This is a genomic window from Serratia sp. 22278 (assembly GCF_052045405.1).
GTDB classification, from domain to species: domain Bacteria; phylum Pseudomonadota; class Gammaproteobacteria; order Enterobacterales; family Enterobacteriaceae; genus Serratia; species Serratia marcescens.
This window is the reverse complement of the sequence record NZ_JBQEOW010000008.1, coordinates 132,583-150,938: the sequence shown is the minus strand read 5'-3', so window position 1 is coordinate 150,938 and position 18,356 is coordinate 132,583. Positions and strand designations below refer to the sequence as shown.

General features: G+C 59.2%; 15 protein-coding genes. 7 read left to right on the top strand and 8 right to left on the bottom strand.

What is annotated here, in order from left to right; translation table 11 throughout:
- Positions 1 to 75 precede the first annotated feature (75 nt).
- The gene (locus ACTJJ6_RS16235; protein ID WP_016929736.1) at positions 76 to 708 is read left to right on the top strand and encodes a response regulator transcription factor; all 633 of its coding nucleotides are present in this window, start codon (positions 76 to 78) and stop codon (positions 706 to 708) included.
- Positions 705 to 2,486, top strand: coding sequence for an ATP-binding protein (locus tag ACTJJ6_RS16230; protein ID WP_440803466.1), 1,782 nt, complete (start codon positions 705 to 707; stop codon positions 2,484 to 2,486). The genes ACTJJ6_RS16235 and ACTJJ6_RS16230 overlap by 4 nt, the downstream gene beginning before the upstream one ends.
- Positions 2,487 to 2,500: 14 nt before the next feature.
- On the opposite strand, the gene ACTJJ6_RS16225 is transcribed toward ACTJJ6_RS16230, so the two are convergent.
- Complete coding sequence (locus tag ACTJJ6_RS16225) at positions 2,501 to 3,334, bottom strand: enoyl-CoA hydratase/isomerase family protein (protein ID WP_049299972.1); 834 nt, start codon at positions 3,332 to 3,334, stop codon at positions 2,501 to 2,503.
- Positions 3,335 to 3,456: 122 nt separating this feature from the next.
- On the opposite strand from ACTJJ6_RS16225, the gene ACTJJ6_RS16220 reads away from it, so the two are divergent.
- Positions 3,457 to 3,831: a winged helix-turn-helix transcriptional regulator gene (locus tag ACTJJ6_RS16220; protein ID WP_033632353.1), complete on the top strand. Its 375-nt coding sequence runs from the start codon at positions 3,457 to 3,459 to the stop codon at positions 3,829 to 3,831.
- Between the two features lie 333 nt (positions 3,832 to 4,164).
- Here ACTJJ6_RS16220 and ACTJJ6_RS16215 read toward each other — a convergent pair whose 3' ends face one another.
- The 4 genes from ACTJJ6_RS16215 to guaB all read right to left on the bottom strand — a co-directional run bounded on the left by ACTJJ6_RS16215 (position 4,165) and on the right by guaB (position 10,018).
- On the bottom strand, positions 4,165 to 5,091 hold the full coding sequence (locus tag ACTJJ6_RS16215) for a hypothetical protein (RefSeq protein ID WP_049299973.1): 927 nt from the start codon (positions 5,089 to 5,091) through the stop codon (positions 4,165 to 4,167).
- A 2-nt stretch (positions 5,092 to 5,093) separates the two neighbouring features.
- A complete protein-coding gene (locus ACTJJ6_RS16210; RefSeq protein WP_049299974.1) occupies positions 5,094 to 6,161 on the bottom strand; it encodes a hypothetical protein in 1,068 nt (355 codons plus the stop codon).
- A gap of 712 nt (positions 6,162 to 6,873) precedes the next feature.
- Positions 6,874 to 8,451, bottom strand: coding sequence for a glutamine-hydrolyzing GMP synthase (guaA, locus tag ACTJJ6_RS16205; RefSeq protein ID WP_015378768.1), 1,578 nt, complete (start codon positions 8,449 to 8,451; stop codon positions 6,874 to 6,876).
- A gap of 103 nt (positions 8,452 to 8,554) precedes the next feature.
- Positions 8,555 to 10,018: an IMP dehydrogenase gene (gene guaB / locus ACTJJ6_RS16200; RefSeq protein ID WP_004941460.1), complete on the bottom strand. Its 1,464-nt coding sequence runs from the start codon at positions 10,016 to 10,018 to the stop codon at positions 8,555 to 8,557.
- A 170-nt stretch (positions 10,019 to 10,188) separates the two neighbouring features.
- Between guaB and xseA the strand changes: the two genes are divergently transcribed.
- The gene (xseA, locus tag ACTJJ6_RS16195; protein ID WP_060445301.1) at positions 10,189 to 11,565 is read left to right on the top strand and encodes an exodeoxyribonuclease VII large subunit; all 1,377 of its coding nucleotides are present in this window, start codon (positions 10,189 to 10,191) and stop codon (positions 11,563 to 11,565) included.
- A gap of 3 nt (positions 11,566 to 11,568) precedes the next feature.
- Here the strand turns inward: xseA and ACTJJ6_RS16190 are convergent, their stop codons facing one another.
- Positions 11,569 to 13,935: a glycoside hydrolase family 31 protein gene (locus tag ACTJJ6_RS16190; RefSeq protein WP_440803459.1), complete on the bottom strand. Its 2,367-nt coding sequence runs from the start codon at positions 13,933 to 13,935 to the stop codon at positions 11,569 to 11,571.
- Between the two features lie 11 nt (positions 13,936 to 13,946).
- Positions 13,947 to 15,257: an MFS transporter gene (locus ACTJJ6_RS16185; RefSeq protein ID WP_016929747.1), complete on the bottom strand. Its 1,311-nt coding sequence runs from the start codon at positions 15,255 to 15,257 to the stop codon at positions 13,947 to 13,949.
- Positions 15,258 to 15,616: 359 nt separating this feature from the next.
- On the opposite strand from ACTJJ6_RS16185, the gene ACTJJ6_RS16180 reads away from it, so the two are divergent.
- The 3 genes from ACTJJ6_RS16180 (at position 15,617) to ACTJJ6_RS16170 (ending at position 18,129) form a co-directional block, all read left to right on the top strand.
- Positions 15,617 to 16,699 carry a LacI family DNA-binding transcriptional regulator gene (locus ACTJJ6_RS16180; protein WP_079450436.1) on the top strand — a complete coding sequence of 361 codons (1,083 nt, stop codon included), beginning with the start codon at positions 15,617 to 15,619 and terminating at the stop codon, positions 16,697 to 16,699.
- A gap of 63 nt (positions 16,700 to 16,762) precedes the next feature.
- Positions 16,763 to 17,788 carry a M4 family metallopeptidase gene (locus tag ACTJJ6_RS16175; RefSeq protein ID WP_440803455.1) on the top strand — a complete coding sequence of 342 codons (1,026 nt, stop codon included), beginning with the start codon at positions 16,763 to 16,765 and terminating at the stop codon, positions 17,786 to 17,788.
- Positions 17,788 to 18,129, top strand: coding sequence for a protealysin inhibitor emfourin (locus ACTJJ6_RS16170; protein WP_016929750.1), 342 nt, complete (start codon positions 17,788 to 17,790; stop codon positions 18,127 to 18,129). Before ACTJJ6_RS16175 ends, ACTJJ6_RS16170 begins: the two co-directional genes overlap by 1 nt.
- A 4-nt stretch (positions 18,130 to 18,133) precedes the next feature.
- Here the strand turns inward: ACTJJ6_RS16170 and ACTJJ6_RS16165 are convergent, their stop codons facing one another.
- A complete protein-coding gene (locus ACTJJ6_RS16165; RefSeq protein ID WP_028127372.1) occupies positions 18,134 to 18,355 on the bottom strand; it encodes a zinc ribbon domain-containing protein in 222 nt (73 codons plus the stop codon).
- Position 18,356: the final 1 nt, after the last annotated feature.

Here is an 18,356-nt window from a genome sequence, read left to right as displayed (position 1 = left end):
AACCCTCCTAAAGTAGGGAGGGTTGATAATAATTCATCAGACCTATCTGATATTTGAAGGCGAAAGGAGAATCCTTTGGGGCAGGATTATGCGTTGGTCGTTGATGACCATCCATTGGTAGCAAGCGGCATCGCCAATTTTCTCAGCACGCATTGCCGATTCAAACAGGCGCATGTGGTGACCAATGAAGAGAGTTGCTACCGCCATATTAGGGAAAATGGCCCACCGCGTTTACTGGTGATCGATTTTTGGCTATCTTCCGGTACCGCGTTGAAATTACTCAAAGAAGTAAAACAACGTTATCCGCAGGTGCGGATTTTGGTGGTCAGCGGCGACGAGAATAACGATATCTGGCAGAAAGTTAACAATGCCGGCGGGCATGGATTCGTGTTAAAAAACGAACCGCCGGAATTATTCGCCAGGGCGGTTTTTGCGCTGAATAATAATCAGGAATGGTTCCCTGACGGTAATGAAGCCACCGTTAAAAGCCACCATGAACACTTAAATAAATTCAATTTAACGCCGAGGCAAATCGACGTATTAACTATGATGCTGCGCGGCCTGCCAAATAAAAGAATTGCGACGCAGCTGTCTATTTCCGAACCCACCGTCAAAGAACATATCAGCAATATATTGAAAAAGATAGGCGTCAACAGCCGGGTGGAAGCCATCACGCTGTTGCACGGCAAACGGGATCCGTCGTCATGAGGTTTTTCCAGCATTTACAAAATGATGGCATCTCCCCGAGCGCGCAGATCCGCCTGCTGGACAACACCTTCATGCGGCTGGTGTTCAGCTTCACCGCCGTGCCTTTTGTCGGCATCCCTTTCGCCATCTGGATTTATTTGCTGGGCGACAAGCTCGGCCCAACCATTGCCTGGATCATCGTTTACCTGCTATGCGCCGTGGCGATCCGAATAGGGCATCGGCGCTACCAGCGCGAAGCCAAAGAAAATGATGAAGACGCCGTGCTGCGCCGCTGGCTGCCGCGTATTAATAAGGTGGCCTTTATTCACGGGTTGGGGATCTCATCACTCTATTTAATTACGCCGCAGACCCATAACTTTGACTTTTTCCTGCTGCTCAATATCAGCATCGCCGCGATCGTCGCCGCCAACGCAACGCACCTGACGCCCGTCATCAGCACCTTTACCCGCTTTTTCTTCGCCTCCTGGGGGCTGCTGAACCTCGGCATCATCTGGCGGCTGGAAGACGTGATGTTCATCGTGCTGATGCTGAACTTGTTGTACGGCTTCGCCATTTACCGCCACGCATTAACCTCGCATGCGTTCTTTATTCAGCAGGCGCTGCTCGAAGAGCAAAGCTCGCGCCTGGCGGAGCAGTTCCGCCAGGCTAAAGAACAGGCGGAACAGGCGCTGTTGGACAAGAACCAGTTCCTGACCACCGCCAGCCACGATCTGCGCCAGCCGGTGCACGCCATGGGCTTTCTGATCGAGGCCATCATCCACAAAAACCGCGACGACAGCCTGACGCCGCAGCTGCTGGATCTGCAGCAGAGCGTGCGTTCGGTGCATTTGATGTTCAATTCGCTGCTCGATCTCAGCAAAATCGAATCCGGCAACGTGCGCACCGCCGCCACCCATGTGGATATCGGCGCCCTGCTCGACTCGGTGGTCACCCTGTTCCGCGAAGAGGCCAACAGCCGCGCCCTGACGCTGCGCACCTGGCGCCCCAGACGGCGTATCAGCGTGATGGGCGATCCGCTGCTGGTGCGGCAATCGCTGATCAACCTGATCCAGAACGCCCTGCGCTACACGCAACGGGGCGGCGTGCTTATCGCCATCCGCCCGCGCGGCGCCGAGTGCCTGGTGGAAGTGTGGGACACCGGCGTGGGCATCGCCGACGAAGAGAAAAGCAAAATCTTCTCCCCTTACTACCGCCCCGAGCTGGCGTGGAAAATCGACAGCGCCGGCCACGGGCTGGGGCTGGCGGTGGTGGCGCGCTGCGCCAAGCTGATGAAGGTGAAGTACGGCATGCACTCCGTCGAAGGCAAAGGATCGCGTTTCTGGATGCGCTTCACGCAATACATCGGCGAAGACAAAGCGCCGGAAACCGCGGCCGCCTACGACAACACCGCCACGCCTACCCGCTATGCGCCACTGCGCGGCGCCTGCCTGGTGGTGGACGATGATCCCTTGGTGACCTCCGCCTGGGAGAGCCTGATGAGCACCTGGGGCATCACCGTGCGCTGCGCAGCCTCCGCCGAGGAGGCCTTCGCCATTGTCGACGGCGGCTTCACGCCGTTCGCCGTGCTGTGCGACCAGCGGCTGCGCTCCGGCGAGAGCGGCTTCGACATCCTGCAGGCATTGTTCGAACGCCTGCCGGACGTAAGCGGCGCGATGGTCAGCGGCGAGTTCAATTCGCAAATATTGCAAGAGGCCGAGCAGGAAGGCTATCTGGTGCTGCGCAAGCCGCTGGAACCGGCCAGGCTGCATGCGCTGCTGACCCAGTGGGGGGCGGGCTAGCGCGATGTGGCCTCTTAGCAGGCAAGATGCCGCAGCAGGCCTTCAAGGTTGCGCTCCCCCTCCGGGGTTTGCGCACCGGCCTTCAGCCCGCCGCGAATCAACTGCTCCGCGGCCGGGCGTGCGAACAATCCCGCCCAGGCGTCGTGCTCGCGATAAAAACCGGCCTGCAGATCCGGTGCAGGCATCGCCTGCTTGGCCGCCGCAATCACCCCCGCAGGCAATGCCGCGATATTGCGCGCTAACCGATCGACGAAATCATCAAGCTCGGCAGCAGGCAAGGCGCGGTTAATCCAGCCATAACGCTCTGCGGTAGCGGCATCGATGAGATCGGCGCCCAGGATCACTTCCAGAGCGCGGCCGCGCGTCATTCGGCTCGTCAGATACTGCGTCGCGCCGCCGCCGGGCGTAATGCCCATCAAAGCCTCGCACTGGGCCAGCCCCGCCGCTTCCCGTGCAGCGAAAGCCATATCGGCCGCCGCCACAAACTCGGCGCCACCGCCGCGCGCCAGCCCGGCCAGCTTAACGAGAGTGACCTGCGGCTGGCTGCGCAGCAGTTCGCCAAACGCCTGGAACGGATTAAGCCCCTCCGGCGCGTTGCTCGCCAGTTCGTCGAAAGCGTGCGGCTCATCGATCAAGGTCATGTCGACATGAGCAATAAAGAATTCTGGGTTTGCGCTCTGGAACACCAACACCCGCGTATCCGGATCGTCACGCACCGCGAGCAATAAACGGCTGATTTCCGACATCAGCGCCACATCAAGTACGTTTACCGGTGGGTTATCGATAGCGATCGTCATCACGCCGTACGCATGAGACAGCCTGAGTTTGCTGAAATCTGTATCTGTCATCTCGATATCCTTTTATCTGGGGTACAAGTGCGGGTTATTCGCGCCGTGTTTCGAATGGTATACTTTGCATACCTGGCGTCAATTACGCACCTTAAGCATCCCAGGGATGCAGGAGGATACCGATGGATAAGACCGATGTTGTTTACCGCGCCGACTGCCCAAGCCGCATCGTGCTCGATCAGATTGCCGATAAATGGTCCATGATGGTGCTGGAAGTGCTGCGCGAGCCGCAGCGTTTCAACGCCATCAAGCGCCGTCTGGATGGCGTTACGCAACGCGTGCTGACCCAGACCCTGCGCAAACTGGAACGCAACGGCATGGTGCATCGCAAAGTGTTGGACGGGCGGGTGCTTGGCGTCGAGTATTCGCTGACGCCGCTTGGCAAATCCCTGCAGGGACCGTTCTCGATACTGTTCGACTGGACGTTAGGGAATATTGAGGCGATTCAGGAATGCCAGCGCAAGTATGATGAGCAGGACGACCAGATTGAAAATTGAGGATGGCTACTGATAAGGCATCATGCGCTCCATTGCAGGCAAGGATCGTATTTTGGGGTGGGCTTTATCTTGTACATCAGCCTCTTTTCATCTCCCACACAATGATTACCGTATGGCCCCCATCGACTCCCCCGACATGCTGGTAAAATCCGTCGCACCGCCAGAAGCGGTATTTCGGGGCTGGTGGCTGAGGTCTGATGGCAAAAGTCTGCGGGAAATGCGGGCTGAATCTCTTCACACCCGCTCACAACGTCTTCCTGAAGTCAATATTAACCAAAATGATTCAACCTGGTCTATAACGGGGAAACAGCGGAACAGATCCAGCAATCTGCCTTACTGAGTTTCATCACGGCCATCATCTATGAGGCGCAAAACTTCCGTTACTAGTGCAGCCGCGAAACGCTGTTCCCGCAGCCTCTCATTTTCCAAATTTTCATCGGTACCATGCATGAACTGCCCGTAACGCACGGGGCCCGTCAGCAGGTACCCTTCAACATTGTTATTACCTTCAGCAAAGCATTTCTGCAGTGCATTCAGTCCCGTCTCGATCGCTGTCTGATGTTTTCCACTTTTTATGCGATTAAGGAATTTCTCTGCAATGTCTTCAGGTTCTCCGGCGTAACGCATCACATGGATCAAATCAGCTGCATCCTTGGGTTCGTTGCGGTTATGAAACGAAATCGCTTTCAGTAGGATGAACACAACTTCATCCGCAAACCGTATAGTTTCAAATACAATCCCCGCGTCCCCCTGGCCCTTATCCCCAAAGAGCATCGCAGAGATCTCTTTCTCAGCGAACCATTCATATGACATTTCAGCATAGGGGATCACGAGAGCAGAAACCGCCTCGCCGTCTATCGGGACTTCTTTGCCGGGTTTTCCGTCAGCATTGCTTCCCTGTAAAAACTCTACCAATACGGGAGAACCATCGGGAATGGGGAACTCCCAGCGCCATGCGTTTGTATCAGAGTTTTTTCTGAAGCCTCTTTCAACCAGCTGATCGTGCAGAGAGGCATAATTCTCCCCTTCAGCGATCACTTGTAGGTTGAGCACGATATCCACATCAGATGTACCATAATGTTCAGGCACCTGAGGTTCCTGCGCGGGGGTCAAATAACGCGGGACGAGTCCGCCTATCAGGCGGAGCGTGCCTTTCATGGTGCCGAAGGTGGTCAATAAAGTGACTAATACCCGTTCACATATTTCCGTGTTAATGGCTGAGTATCCGGATCTGTCTTTCGGTTTGGCGTGGATTACCATGGTTATATCTCCAGAATTTCCCGGCGAAACTGTTCAGCAAGTTCAGCATTTCTTCCTTTACCGTCCAGCAGAGACAGGTACTGAATGAAGTCACTGGCGACGGGGATGTTGTTTTCATAATTTATAAATTGCAGGGCAGCGGGGGCGCATTCATGTACAACAACGTTATAGCCCTTTTCCGCACGTTTAATACCCGTCAGCTGGGTAAACAGCTCCGCACTTCCGAGGGGGACGATAATCTCTGCCACATTTACACCCGTGAGTAATGGCGTGGCCTGATTTGCCGGCAAGGCACCCGTCAGCACCCAGTTGATGTCACTGTCTGCGTGACTAACCTTGCGTTCAATTTTTCTGACGCAATCCACTGCATCCGGTGCAAACAGATACCCGTAGAGTGCACGATTTTCCCGTTGCCTGGTGGCCTCCGACCAGGCATTAAGTAAAGCGCCGGGATTAACCAGTCTGCGGCGCTGTGAACGACCGCCCTCACTGGTTTTGTCCAGCCACTCTCTCATTTCCAGCTCTCTTAAAACACCAGAAACCGTGTATGCTGAAGTTCCAGAACGCTCACTGAGTTCTTCACCTGAGAACCATTTTCCCTTTGACTGAAGTAATGCATGAACGACCATTTCCCTCGCACCAGTGAACAGATCGCCACTCCCGCGTTTCGCTGCTCTTTTGCGGGGTTTTTGTATATCGATAATTGACTGTTTATGCTTGATAAAGAGAGTGCCACCCATCTCATAATATCCAACATCATGCTTTTTGAGCATTTCTCTTGCGCCCTCACTGATCAACTCAGCGACAAAAATCGGGACAATATCAGGCTCATTGGCATTTTTCTGACAGAACTCCTCAATTCTCCAGATTGCTTGCCTGATATCCCTTGGGTAAGCCTGTTTTTTTACCTCTACGGGCATGATCCAGACCCCCTGAATACCCCTGACCTCCAGCACACAATCAATACCGTCGTCGCCCGGTAGGCCGCTCCATTTTTTAATCCTAGCTTCAAGGATGCTTTCAAGGGTCGACACCACATCCTGTAGGAGCTTGTTTTCTGATTGAATCACTACTAGCGCTCCTCATAAAAATGTATTTTTCTTAGCTTCGAATTATAGTTTATCTGTACAGATAAGAAAGAGGAAACAGCTAATCCTTAGCTAAAAAACATTGTTTAGCTGTTCAGATAAGAAATGCGTTATGGATAATGAAAGCGCTGGAAGCATGGCACTAAACAAAGTTTAAGAGAGAGGCATTCGCCATAAAGTACGTAGGCGTTACGGATGGTTATCAGAAGATATCTCTAACTTCTTCATATGACAGGCCATTTTCTCCTATCCGGCAGGCTGTGAGTTTTTAGCGCATTTCAACAGGCCGAAGCCTGATGACCAATAGAGAAGATACCGTTTCATCACGTTGGTCACATATGGCTTTCCGCCACGCCCGATTGTCAGCCTGACATCGCAAATCGATATCAGATGAAAGTTTAGGAACCTAATCTTCTATTGCCGTGATTATTAAGTTAAAGTCAGATAGGAGTAGCAATGTCCACTTCTGGCACTGAACTGACATCCAAACCCAATGTTTCATAGGCCAACTAGGATGTCCGTTCAAATATAAAGCAACATAATCAAAGATAAATACTCATACAAATTTTAACAGCTAAAATTTTCGTCTATCGCAATAAGCGATGCCAAAACTTGCCAATCATAAAAAACCCGCAATTACGCGGGTTTAGCTATGTTTATTGCCTGTCAGTGCCAGCTTAAGCCGGCAACCAAATCACTCCCACTCAATCGTCGCCGGCGGCTTGCCGCTGATGTCGTACACCACGCGGGAGATGCCGTCCACTTCGTTGATGATGCGGTTGGAGACACGGCCGAGGAAGTCATACGGCAGGTGCGCCCAGTGCGCGGTCATGAAGTCGATGGTTTCTACCGCACGCAGGGAGACCACCCAGTCGTATTTGCGGCCGTCGCCCATCACGCCGACCGAACGCACCGGCAGGAACACGGTGAACGCCTGGCTGACTTTGTTGTACAGGTCGGCTTTGTGCAGCTCTTCGATGAAGATGGCGTCGGCGCGGCGCAGCAGATCGCAGTACTCTTTCTTCACTTCGCCCAGCACGCGCACGCCCAGACCTGGGCCCGGGAACGGGTGACGGTACAGCATGTCGTACGGCAGGCCCAGCTCCAGGCCGATCTTGCGCACTTCATCTTTGAACAGCTCTTTCAGCGGCTCGACCAGGCCCAGCTTCATTTCCTTCGGCAGGCCGCCCACGTTGTGGTGCGACTTAATCACGTGCGCTTTGCCGGTGGCGGAAGCGGCGGATTCGATCACGTCCGGATAGATGGTGCCCTGCGCCAGCCATTTCACCTGCTCTTGCTTGCAGGCTTCTTCGTCGAACACTTCAACGAACACGCGGCCGATGATTTTACGCTTGGCTTCCGGCTCGTCCACGCCCGCCAGTGCCGTCAGGAAGCGGTTTTCCGCCTCGACGTGCACGATGTTCAGGCCGAAGTGGTCGCCGAACATTTCCATCACCTGCTTGGCTTCGTTCAGGCGCAGCAGGCCGTTGTCGACAAACACGCAGGTCAGGCGTTTGCCGATGGCGCGGTGCAGCAGCATCGCGGTCACGGAGGAGTCAACGCCGCCGGACAGGCCGAGGATCACGTGGTCCTCACCCACCTGCTCGCGGATGCGCTCGACCGCATCTTCGATAATGGTGGCCGGCGTCCACAGGGCTTCACACTGGCAGATGTCCAGTACGAAGCGCTCCAGCATGCGCTGGCCCTGACGGGTGTGGGTCACTTCCGGGTGGAACTGCACGCCGTAGAAGCGTTTTTCTTCGTTGGCCATAATGGCGAACGGGCAGGTATCGGTGCTGGCGACGGTCACGAAGTCGGACGGGATCGCGGTCACTTTGTCGCCGTGGCTCATCCACACGTCCAGCAGCGGTTTGCCGGCCGGGCTGATGGCGTCTTCGATGTCGCGCAGCAGCGCGCTCTCGTTGACGATTTCCACCTGCGCGTAGCCGAACTCGCGTTCGTTGGAGCCCTGCACATGGCCACCCAGCTGCATCGCCATGGTCTGCATGCCGTAGCACACGCCCAGCACCGGCACGCCGGCGTTGAACACGTAGTCAGGGGCGCGCGGGCTGCCAGCTTCGGTGGTGCTTTCCGGGCCGCCGGACAGGATGATGCCGCTTGGGTTGAATTCGCGGATCTGCGCTTCGCTAACGTCCCAGGCCCACAGTTCGCAGTAAACGCCGATTTCGCGCACGCGGCGGGCGACCAGTTGGGTGTATTGCGAACCGAAGTCCAGTATGAGGATGCGATGCTTATGGATATTTTGTGTCATGTGAGGCGAATTCCAGCAACAAGAGAAAAAGAGCGAAAATGTATGTTTTCGGGATGGGGCTTGGCGCCCCACCCCGGCCTCTCACTCAGGAGAGGTTAAGGCATCAGCCCATGCGGTAGTTCGGCGACTCTTTGGTGATGGTCACGTCGTGCACGTGGCTTTCCTGAATGCCGGCGCCGCTGATGCGCACGAACTCCGCCTTGGTGCGCAGATCGTCGATGGTGGCGCAGCCGGTCAGGCCCATGCAGGAGCGCAGGCCGCCCATCTGCTGGTGCACGATGGCTTTCAGCATGCCTTTATAGGCCACGCGGCCTTCGATACCCTCCGGCACCAGTTTGTCGGCGGCGTTATCGGTTTGGAAGTAACGGTCGGAAGAGCCTTTGGACATCGCGCCCAGCGAGCCCATGCCGCGGTAAGATTTGAACGAACGGCCCTGATACAGCTCGATTTCGCCCGGAGATTCTTCGGTGCCCGCCAGCATGGAGCCGACCATCACGCAAGAGGCGCCCGCGGCGATCGCTTTGGCGATATCGCCGGAGAAGCGGATGCCGCCGTCGGCGATAACCGGAATGCCGGTGCCTTCCAGCGCTTCCACCGCGTCGGCGATGGCGGTGATCTGCGGCACGCCTACACCGGTCACGATGCGGGTGGTACAGATGGAGCCAGGGCCGATACCCACTTTCACCGCGCTCACGCCGGCTTCAGCCAGCGCTTTGGCGCCCGCCGCGGTCGCGACGTTGCCGCCGACGATCTGCAGATCCGGGTATTTGGCGCGGGTTTCGCGGATGCGCTGCAACACGCCTTCGGAGTGGCCGTGCGAGGAGTCGATCAGCAGGACGTCAACGCCCGCCGCCACCAGCGCGTCAACGCGCTCTTCGTTGCCGGCGCCGGCGCCGACCGCCGCGCCCACGCGCAGACGGCCGTGCTCGTCTTTACAGGCGTTCGGCTTACGTTCCGCTTTCTGGAAGTCTTTAACGGTGATCATGCCCAGCAGATGGAAGCTGTCGTCCACCACCAGCGCTTTTTCTACGCGCTTTTCGTGCATCTTCTGCAGCACCACGTCGCGCGCTTCACCTTCTTTCACGGTGACCAGGCGATCTTTCGGCGTCATCACCGCGGTGACCGGCTGGGTCAGATCGGTCACGAAGCGCACGTCGCGGCCGGTGATGATGCCGACCAGCTCGTTGTCTTCGGTAACGACCGGGTAACCGGCGAAGCCGTTGCGCGCGGTCAGCTCTTTCACTTCCTGCAGCGTGGTGGCCGGAGTAACGGTCTGCGGGTCGGTGACTACGCCGCTTTCATGTTTCTTCACGCGGCTGACTTCTTCAGCCTGGCGCTCGATGGACATGTTTTTGTGGATGAAGCCCAGGCCGCCTTCCTGCGCCAGCGCGATGGCCAGGCCGGATTCGGTAACGGTATCCATGGCTGCGGACAGCATAGGGATGTTCAGGCGGATGGTTTTGGTCAGTTGAGTGCCGAGCTCTGCGGTGTTAGGCAGAACCGTGGAGTGGGCTGGAACCAGGAGGACGTCGTCAAACGTCAGAGCTTCTTTAGCGATACGTAGCATGGGCAATATCTCACCAGGGTGGGCTGTGAAAAAGATAAAATATTGCCGCGGCATTATACAGAGCGGAATCGGTTGCCTCCAGCACTTTCTTACAAAAAGTCTTGATTACCTTTTTCAGCCATGTAGTATCGACCAATTAAGTGATTGTTTTGAAATTTGATCTGGGTCACATGACGCTACCTGTTTCGCCTTCCATTTTTACCGTAAGCCGCCTCAATCAGACGGTTCGCCAACTGCTGGAAAGGGAAATGGGGCAGATTTGGCTCTCCGCCGAGATCTCCAACCTCTCCCAGCCCGCCTCCGGCCACTGGTATTTCACGCTGAAAGACGATCGCGCCCAGGTGCGCTGCGCGATGTTTCGCAACAGCAACCGCCGCGTCACCTTCCGGCCGCAAAACGGCCAGCAGGTCTTGGTGCGCGCCAGCATCACGCTGTATGAACCGCGCGGCGACTACCAGCTGATCGCCGAGAGCATGCAGCCCGCCGGCGACGGCCTGCTGCAGCAACAGTTCGAGCAGTTGAAACAGCGCCTGAGCGCCGAAGGGTTGTTCGATCAGCAGTTCAAGCAGCCGCTGCCCGCGCCGGCCAAGCGCGTCGGGGTGATCACCTCCGCCAGCGGCGCGGCGCTGCACGATATCCTGCAGGTGTTGCAGCGGCGCGATCCGTCGCTGCCGATCGTCATCTACCCCACCTCGGTGCAGGGCGCGGAAGCGCCGATGCAGATCGTGCGCGCCATCGAGGCCGCCAACCGCCGCGACGAATGCGATGTGCTGATCGTCGGCCGCGGCGGCGGTTCGCTGGAAGACCTGTGGAGCTTCAACGACGAACGCGTGGCGCGGGCGATCTTCGCCAGCCGCATTCCGATCGTCAGCGCCGTCGGCCATGAAACCGACGTCACCATCGCCGACTTCGTCGCCGACCTGCGCGCGCCGACCCCTTCCGCCGCCGCCGAACTGGTCAGCCGCAATCAGCTTGAGCTGTTGCGCCAGCTGCAGTCGCAGCAGCAGCGGCTGGAGATGGCGATGGATTACTACCTGGCACAGCGCCAGCAGCAGTTCACCCGCATTCACCACCGTTTACAGCAGCAGCATCCGCATCTGCGCCTGGCGCGCCAGCAGACGCTGCTGTTCAAGCTGCAACGCCGGATGGAAGACGGCATGCAGCAGCAGCTGCGCCAGGCCGCCCGCCGCAGCGAACGCGCCCAGCAGCGGCTGGCGCAGGTGCAGCCGCAGGGCCGCATTCACCGCTACCAGCAGCGCGTGCAGCAGCAGGAATACCGTCTGCAGCAGGCGATGGAGCGGCAGCTCAACGCCTACCGCCAGCGCTTCGGCGTGGCCTGCAGCCAGCTGGAGACCGTCAGCCCGCTGGCGACGCTGGCGCGCGGCTACAGCGTGACACAAACCCCGCGCGGCGAACTGCTGAAAACCACCAAGCAGGCGCAGGTCGGCGAACTGCTGAAAACCCGCCTGCAGGACGGCTGGGTGGAAAGTGAGGTGAAAACCATCACCGTCGCCAAAAAGCCGCGCAAGAAACGCGCGGCCGAGTAAGCCTTACTCCAGCGTAAAACGCTCGCCCGGTTCGCCGTTCACCCACAACGCGCGCGTTTCGCCTTCCGGCAGACTGAGTAGCAGCGTGCGCCAGGCCGGGCGGAAACGCCCTTCCGTCGTGATATCCAGCATGATGCGCTGAGGGTCACAGCGCATTTCCCAGCGCAGCCACAGCGCATCGCCCTGCCGCCAACCTTCGCTTTCGCCGTCGTCCTCAAACAACAGCCCGCTGCTCACGCCGCCGCCCTTGAGCGGAAACAGCCGCAGCTCGCGCCGATCGTCGGCTGCCACGTCGACATGCGCCAGCCGCTGCGACAGCGGCAGCGCCGCCCCGGCGCGCACCAGCAGCGGCAGACGCTCCAGCGGCGCCGCCAGCGTCACCGTCTGGCCGCCGCCGAACCACTGGCCGCTGTAGAAGCAGTACCATCCTTCGCCGTTATCCGGCAGATACATCGAACGGCGACGCTGCCCCGGCTCCACCACGCTGGCCACCAGCAGATCGCGGCCGATCAGAAAATCGTCGTTCTCGCCGAAGGTGCGCGCATCCTGTTCGTGATCGAGGAAGGTCGGGCGCAGCATCGGCTCATCGTCGGCGCAGGCCTGCCACAGCAAGGTGTAGAAATACGGCAACAGCCGGTAACGCAGGTTGATCGCCTCGCGCACCGCCGGGGTGGCGCCCGGGTACATCCAGGGCTCGTTGACCGTAGCATCGTCGTTCCAGGAGTGGATGGTGAAACGCGGGTGCATCACGCCGTTTTGCACCCAGCGCACCAGCAGCTCCGCGTCCGGTTTGTCGCCGGAGAAGCCGCCGACGTCGTGGCCGAGGTTATACAGCCCGGACAGGCTCATGCCCAGCCCCATGCGGATGTTGTAGCGCAGCGTCTGCCAACTGGTGCGGTTGTCGCCGCTCCAGGTCTGCACGTAGCGCTGCATGCCGGCGCAGCCGGAGCGCGAGATCAAGTACGGCCGCCGCTGCGGCGCGAAGCGCTGCTGGGCCTCCATCGAGGCGCGCATCATCAGCAATGGCATCACCGGTCGGATATGCTTGATGGCGATCGGGCGCCCGAAGCCGTGGCAGCGTGCTTCGCCGTCCCACACTTCGTATTCGTTGTTGTCATTCCAGGTGGAATCGATGCCCATCTCCAGCAGCTGCTGCGTGACACCCTGCTGCCACCAGCGCACCGTCGCCGGATTGGTGAAGTCGAGGTGCGATCCTTCGTCGTCCCAGAAGCTGGAGCGTTCCGGCGCGTCGCTTTGCGAATCGCGGATAAACAACCCCTGCGCCGCCACCGCCTGATACTGCGGGTGATCCTGCAGCAGGCACGGCTTGATGTTGGCCGCCAGCCTGAGGCCGGCGCCGTGAAACGCCTGGCTGAGCAGCTTGGGCTGCGGCACCTTGTCGTAGTTCCAGTTGAACACGTAGCGCTTGTTGTTGATCGAGGTGTAGCCCGACGACAGCTGGAAAGAGTCGCAGGGAATGGCGTGCTGGCGGCACAGCGCAATGAACTGTTGCAGCTGCTGCTGGGCGTCCGGCGCGTCGGTGTAGTGCATGGTCGAGCCGCTGTAGCCCAGGCTCCACTTCGGCCCGAAGTGGGTGCGGCCGGTCAGGCGCACGAACGCCTTGGTGACGTCCAATACCTTCGGCCCGAGGAACAGGTAGTAATCCAGATCGCCCGCTTCGGCCTGATAGCGGCGATAGGCCGTATGGTAGTTGTCTATCTCGTTGCCCAGATCCAGCCAGCAGCTGCTCAGGTTATCGTAGAACAGGCCAAAGCTCGCCTCCGGCCCACGGGTGATGGTGAACGGAATGTGTTTGTACAGCGGATCGGTGCTGGCCGCGTTGTACCCCATGGCGTCCAGATTGCGCATCTCGAAGCGGCGGCCGGTGCGCTCCAGATCGCCGGTTTTCTCCCCCAGGCCGTAATAGCGCTCATCGGCGAAGCGGCGTTGGTAGTGCGCCACGCCGTCGCCGTGCGCATTGAGCAGGTAGGCGCTGGTTGGCCGATCCGCCGCCAGCGGCCGCCACTCGCCAGCGGCATTGCAATGCTCCCATTCCAACCACAGCGGCTGATGCACCGTCACGCGCAGCAGCGGCGTGCTGACCACCAGCCGACCGCTCTCCTGGCGCAGCTGATAGCCCGGCAAGCTGAAGCCGGCGACGCTGAGCCGTTCGCGCCCTTCCCAAGGCACATCCTCCTGCGGCGCGATGCTCCAGGTGCGATCCAGCGCCAGCTCGCCGTTGCGCTTGATCAACACGCGGAACAGACCGTCTTCCAGCACGTACAGGCAGAAACGGTGGCGTTCATCGACCAGCAGCTCGACATGGTCGGCATGCTGCGCCGCCAGCGTCCAATTTTTCAAGGTTTTCATAAATATCCCACTTAGCTGTGTGAAGGGGTTTTCTTACCGCCGCGCTCGGCGATCAGGGCAATCAGGAACACAGCGCCGATCAGATCGAAGAAGCCCATGGCGATAAACAGCGGGTTGAAGCCGATGGTGTCGGACACCGCGCCGATCAGCAGCGTGAACAGGAAGCTGGCGATCCAGGCGCTGGAGCCGCGCATGCCGTTGACCGTCGCCATCTGGTTTTTATCGAACGACTCCACCACCAGCGCGCTGAGCATGCAGGAGATCACCTGGTGGCCGAAGCCGCCGATCGAGATCAGCGCGATCGCCACATAGGGATTTTGGGTGATCGCGACGAACGCCAGCGACACCATCAGGAAAGCGCCGGTCACCGAGCTGGCGACCACCGAGTTGACGCGGCTGCAGCCGAACCATTTGCGATACAGGGTGGTGAGATAGCCGCTGGCGACGCTGCCGATATCTGCCGCCAGGAACGGCAGCCAGGCGAACATCGCGATCTGTTTCAGATCCATGCCGCGTTCGGTGGCCAGGTACAGCGGCACCCAGAAACTGAATACCGCCCAGGCCGGCTCGGCGAGAAAGGCCGGGATGGCGATGCCGTAAAACTTCTTGTTCTTGCACAGGCTGGCCAGCGAAGTGAAGAACGGCAGCTTCGGCAACACCGGCTCGTTGTCTTCGCGGATCAGATCCAACTCCTGCTGGCTAAGGTTCGGGTGCTGCTGCGGCGAGTGGTAGAACAGCCACCACAGCACTACCCAGATCAGCGCCAACCCGCCGGAGAACAGGAATGCCCCCTGCCAGCCGAAGGAGACGTGAGCGATGACAATGATCGGCGGCGCCAGCATGGCGCCGATGGAGAAACCGACGCCCGCCCAGCCGGCGGCGATCGGCCGCTCCTTTTTCGGGAACCAGTCGGAGATCGCCTTGGCGTTGGCCGGGGTGGCCGCCGCCTCCGCGCCCCCCATGAAGAAGCGCAGAATGGCCAATTGCAGCCAGCTGCCGGCGCCGGCGTGCAGCATGCATACCACCGCCCAAATGCCGGCGCAGATCAGAAAGCCCATCTTCAGGCCGATAACGTCGATCAGCCAGCCGCAGATCGGCTGGAACACTGTGTAGGCCAGCTGGAACGACGCCACTACCCAGGCATATTGCTCGGTGCTCATGTTCAGGCTGGATTTCAGCTCCGGCGCCAGAATGCCCAGCGAGTTGCGGGTGATGTAGTTGACCGTCACGCCCAGCAAGAACAGCGCCAGCATCCACCAGCGCAGCGATTTGAACTTGCGCCGGCCGCTCTGCGCGACCGCCTGATTGATCTCCACACTCATCGGTTCTCTCCCCGCGGCGGCCGGCTACGGCGACGCGCGTTTTGGTAGGGTACGTTGTGCTATCAAACACGGGACGGTGAAAACGGATCGGCGCCGTATCATTTGCCGACAGACAATCACAACCCCATGATTTATTTTTTGTTTTCTTTTTCGCACACCGTTAAAATTGGACTGACAGGTCGTTAAAATTGGTGTACCAATGCAGACTACTCAGCGATAGCGCACAGCGAAACGGGGTTTTTTGCAAAGATTTTCACTGGCGGGTGAAAAAATAGCCATAATGACCGTTAAATCCGGTCAAGACGCTGAAAATACGCAGTGAAAATATTCTCATGGACGAATTTGAAGGAGATCACAAAATGAACGGAAAGCTGAAAATCCAGGAGATCGCCCGCCAAACCGGGCTGTCGATCAGCACCGTTTCCCGCGTGCTGGCCGGCAAGGCCAACACCAGCGCCGAGGCGCGCCGCAAGGTGTTGGACTGTGCGCAACAAAATGGCATTCTGCAGGGCATTTCCAGCGGTCGGCTGATGCTGAACAACGTGATGGTGTTCGCGCCGCAGCGCGCGTTCGACGTGCGCACCGACATCTTCTACTACAAGGTCATTCAGGGCATTGCCGCCGCGCTGATGGAGCACGAGGTGCGCATCCGCTACTGCGGGCTGGAAGAGCAACACAGCGACGGCGCGCTGTTTCTGGAAAAGATGAGCGATCCGCACACCGAAGCGGCGCTGATCATCGGCATCGACGACGAGCATATCCACACCCTGGCCGCCGATCTGCCCAAGCCCTGCGTGCTGATCAACTGCAGCGATCGGCAGATGCGGCTGGACAGCGTCTCGCCGGATCATCAGCTGATCGGCGATTACTCCGCCAGCTACCTGTTCCAGCAGGGGCACAGCCATATTCTCAACCTGCAGTGTCTGCGCCGCCACACCATGGAGCTGCGGCTGGCGGGCATCCGGCAGGCCTACGCCCGGCATCATCTGCCGTTCGACGACGGCCGCCATCTGATTACCACCTCCGGCTTCGGCGGCGAAGAGGCCGAGCAGGCGCTGACCACCTATCTCAACGGCATCCACGGTCACGCCCCGCTGCCGACGGCGATCCTGGCCGGCGGCGACTACATGGCGGTCGGGGCGGTCAAGGCGCTCAACAAGCGGGGGCTGAACGTGCCAGGCGACGTGTCGGTGATGAGCACCGACGGCTTCAACCTGGCGGAAATCCATGACGTGCCGCTGACCTCGGTGCAGGTGCCGCGCGACGAACTGGGTTACGAAGCGATCCAACTGCTGCAGCGGCGCATGCTGCGCGCCGACGCGCCGCCGTGCAATCTGCTGCTGCACGGCCGGCTGGCGGTGCGCGCCTCGGTGCGGCGCATCAGCCCGCACAAGACCGCGCCGGCGGTGAGCACGCATGACCACAGGCTTTATGACGAGTAGGCTACACTTAGGCACAGTGCATTCATTCGATGAGGTAAAATTTTTTGCCTAAGGAGAGCCACTATGCCAGCCCAGCGCATGCGTTCCGTCATTCCTCCCTACATGCTGCGCCGCATCATTGAACACGGCAACGCGCCGCAGCGCGACTGCGCGCTGCACACCCTGAACCACGTGCAAAGCCTGCTCGGCAACAAGCCGCTGCGTTCGCCGACCGAGAAAAACGCCCGAGCCGGCGAAGCGCTCCGCGATATCTACGACGCCCAGAACGGCACCCAACTGCCTGGCAAACCGGTGCGCAAAGAGGGCCAGCCCAGCAACCACGATGTGGCGGTGGACGAAGCCTACGACTACCTCGGCGTCACCTACGATTTCTTCTGGCAGGCCTACCGCCGCAACTCACTGGATAACCAGGGGCTGCCGCTGGTCGGCAGCGTACACTACGGCAAGGAGTACCAGAATGCCTTCTGGAACGGCCAACAGATGGTGTTCGGCGACGGCGACGGCGAGATTTTCAACCGTTTCACCATCGCCATCGACGTGGTCGGCCACGAGCTGGCGCACGGCGTGACCGAGAGTGAAGCCGGGCTGATCTACTACCAGCAGTCCGGGGCGCTCAATGAGTCGCTGTCCGACGTATTCGGCTCGTTGGTCAAGCAGTTCCACCTGCAGCAAACCGCCGATAAAGCCGACTGGCTGATCGGCGCCGGGCTGCTCGCCAAGGGCATTAAAGGCAAAGGGCTGCGCTCGATGTCGGCCCCCGGCACCGCTTACGATGACCCGCTGCTGGGCAAAGATCCGCAGCCCGCCAGCATGAAGGATTACATCCAGACCAAGGAAGACAACGGCGGCGTGCACCTCAACTCCGGCATTCCCAACCGCGCCTTCTACCTGGCGGCGACGGCGCTCGGCGGCTTCGCCTGGGAGAAAGCCGGCTACGTCTGGTATGACACGGTGTGCGACAAAGCGCTGCCGCAAAATGCCGACTTCGCCACCTTCGCCCGCGCCACGGTGAAACATGCGCAATCGCGTTTCGACCAGAGCGTGGCGGACAAGGTGCAGCAAGCCTGGCATCAGGTGGGGGTGGAATAATGAAACCGCTGCCGACGCTCAATCAGGATACGGTCATTGAGCTGGCGCGCGAGGGAGGCTTCGCCTACATTCCCAAACTGGCGGGCCAGCGCCGCATCGCGCTGGCCGATATCACGCCGGAACAGCGGCAGCGCCTGAATCAGTTGCTGAACCAGACGCTGCCCTATGCGCAGGAAGAAGGCCAGCCCAACTCCCCCGGCTGCGGTGACCAGCGCTACTACCGCGTACAGATCAACTACACCAGCCCCACCCTAAGCACCGAGATCGTGCTATTAATCCCGGAAAGCAGCGCGCCGCAAGCGCTGGTGGATCTGTGGAAAACCGGCCAGGTGGATGAGTGAGGGCTTACAGCGGCTGATAGCTGAAATTCACCCGTTTTTTGGAGATCAGCCCGTGCCCGTTCTGGCACAGGTAATCCACCGCCCCGCAGGCCTTCAACTCTTGCAGCGGCTGCCCGCACTCCGGGCAGCTCGCCTGCTGCCGATAATCACGCTGACAGGCGGCACAATGGTAGTGACCCGCTACCCAATTCATGGTCTGACGACAGTGCGGACAATGCGCATCCATA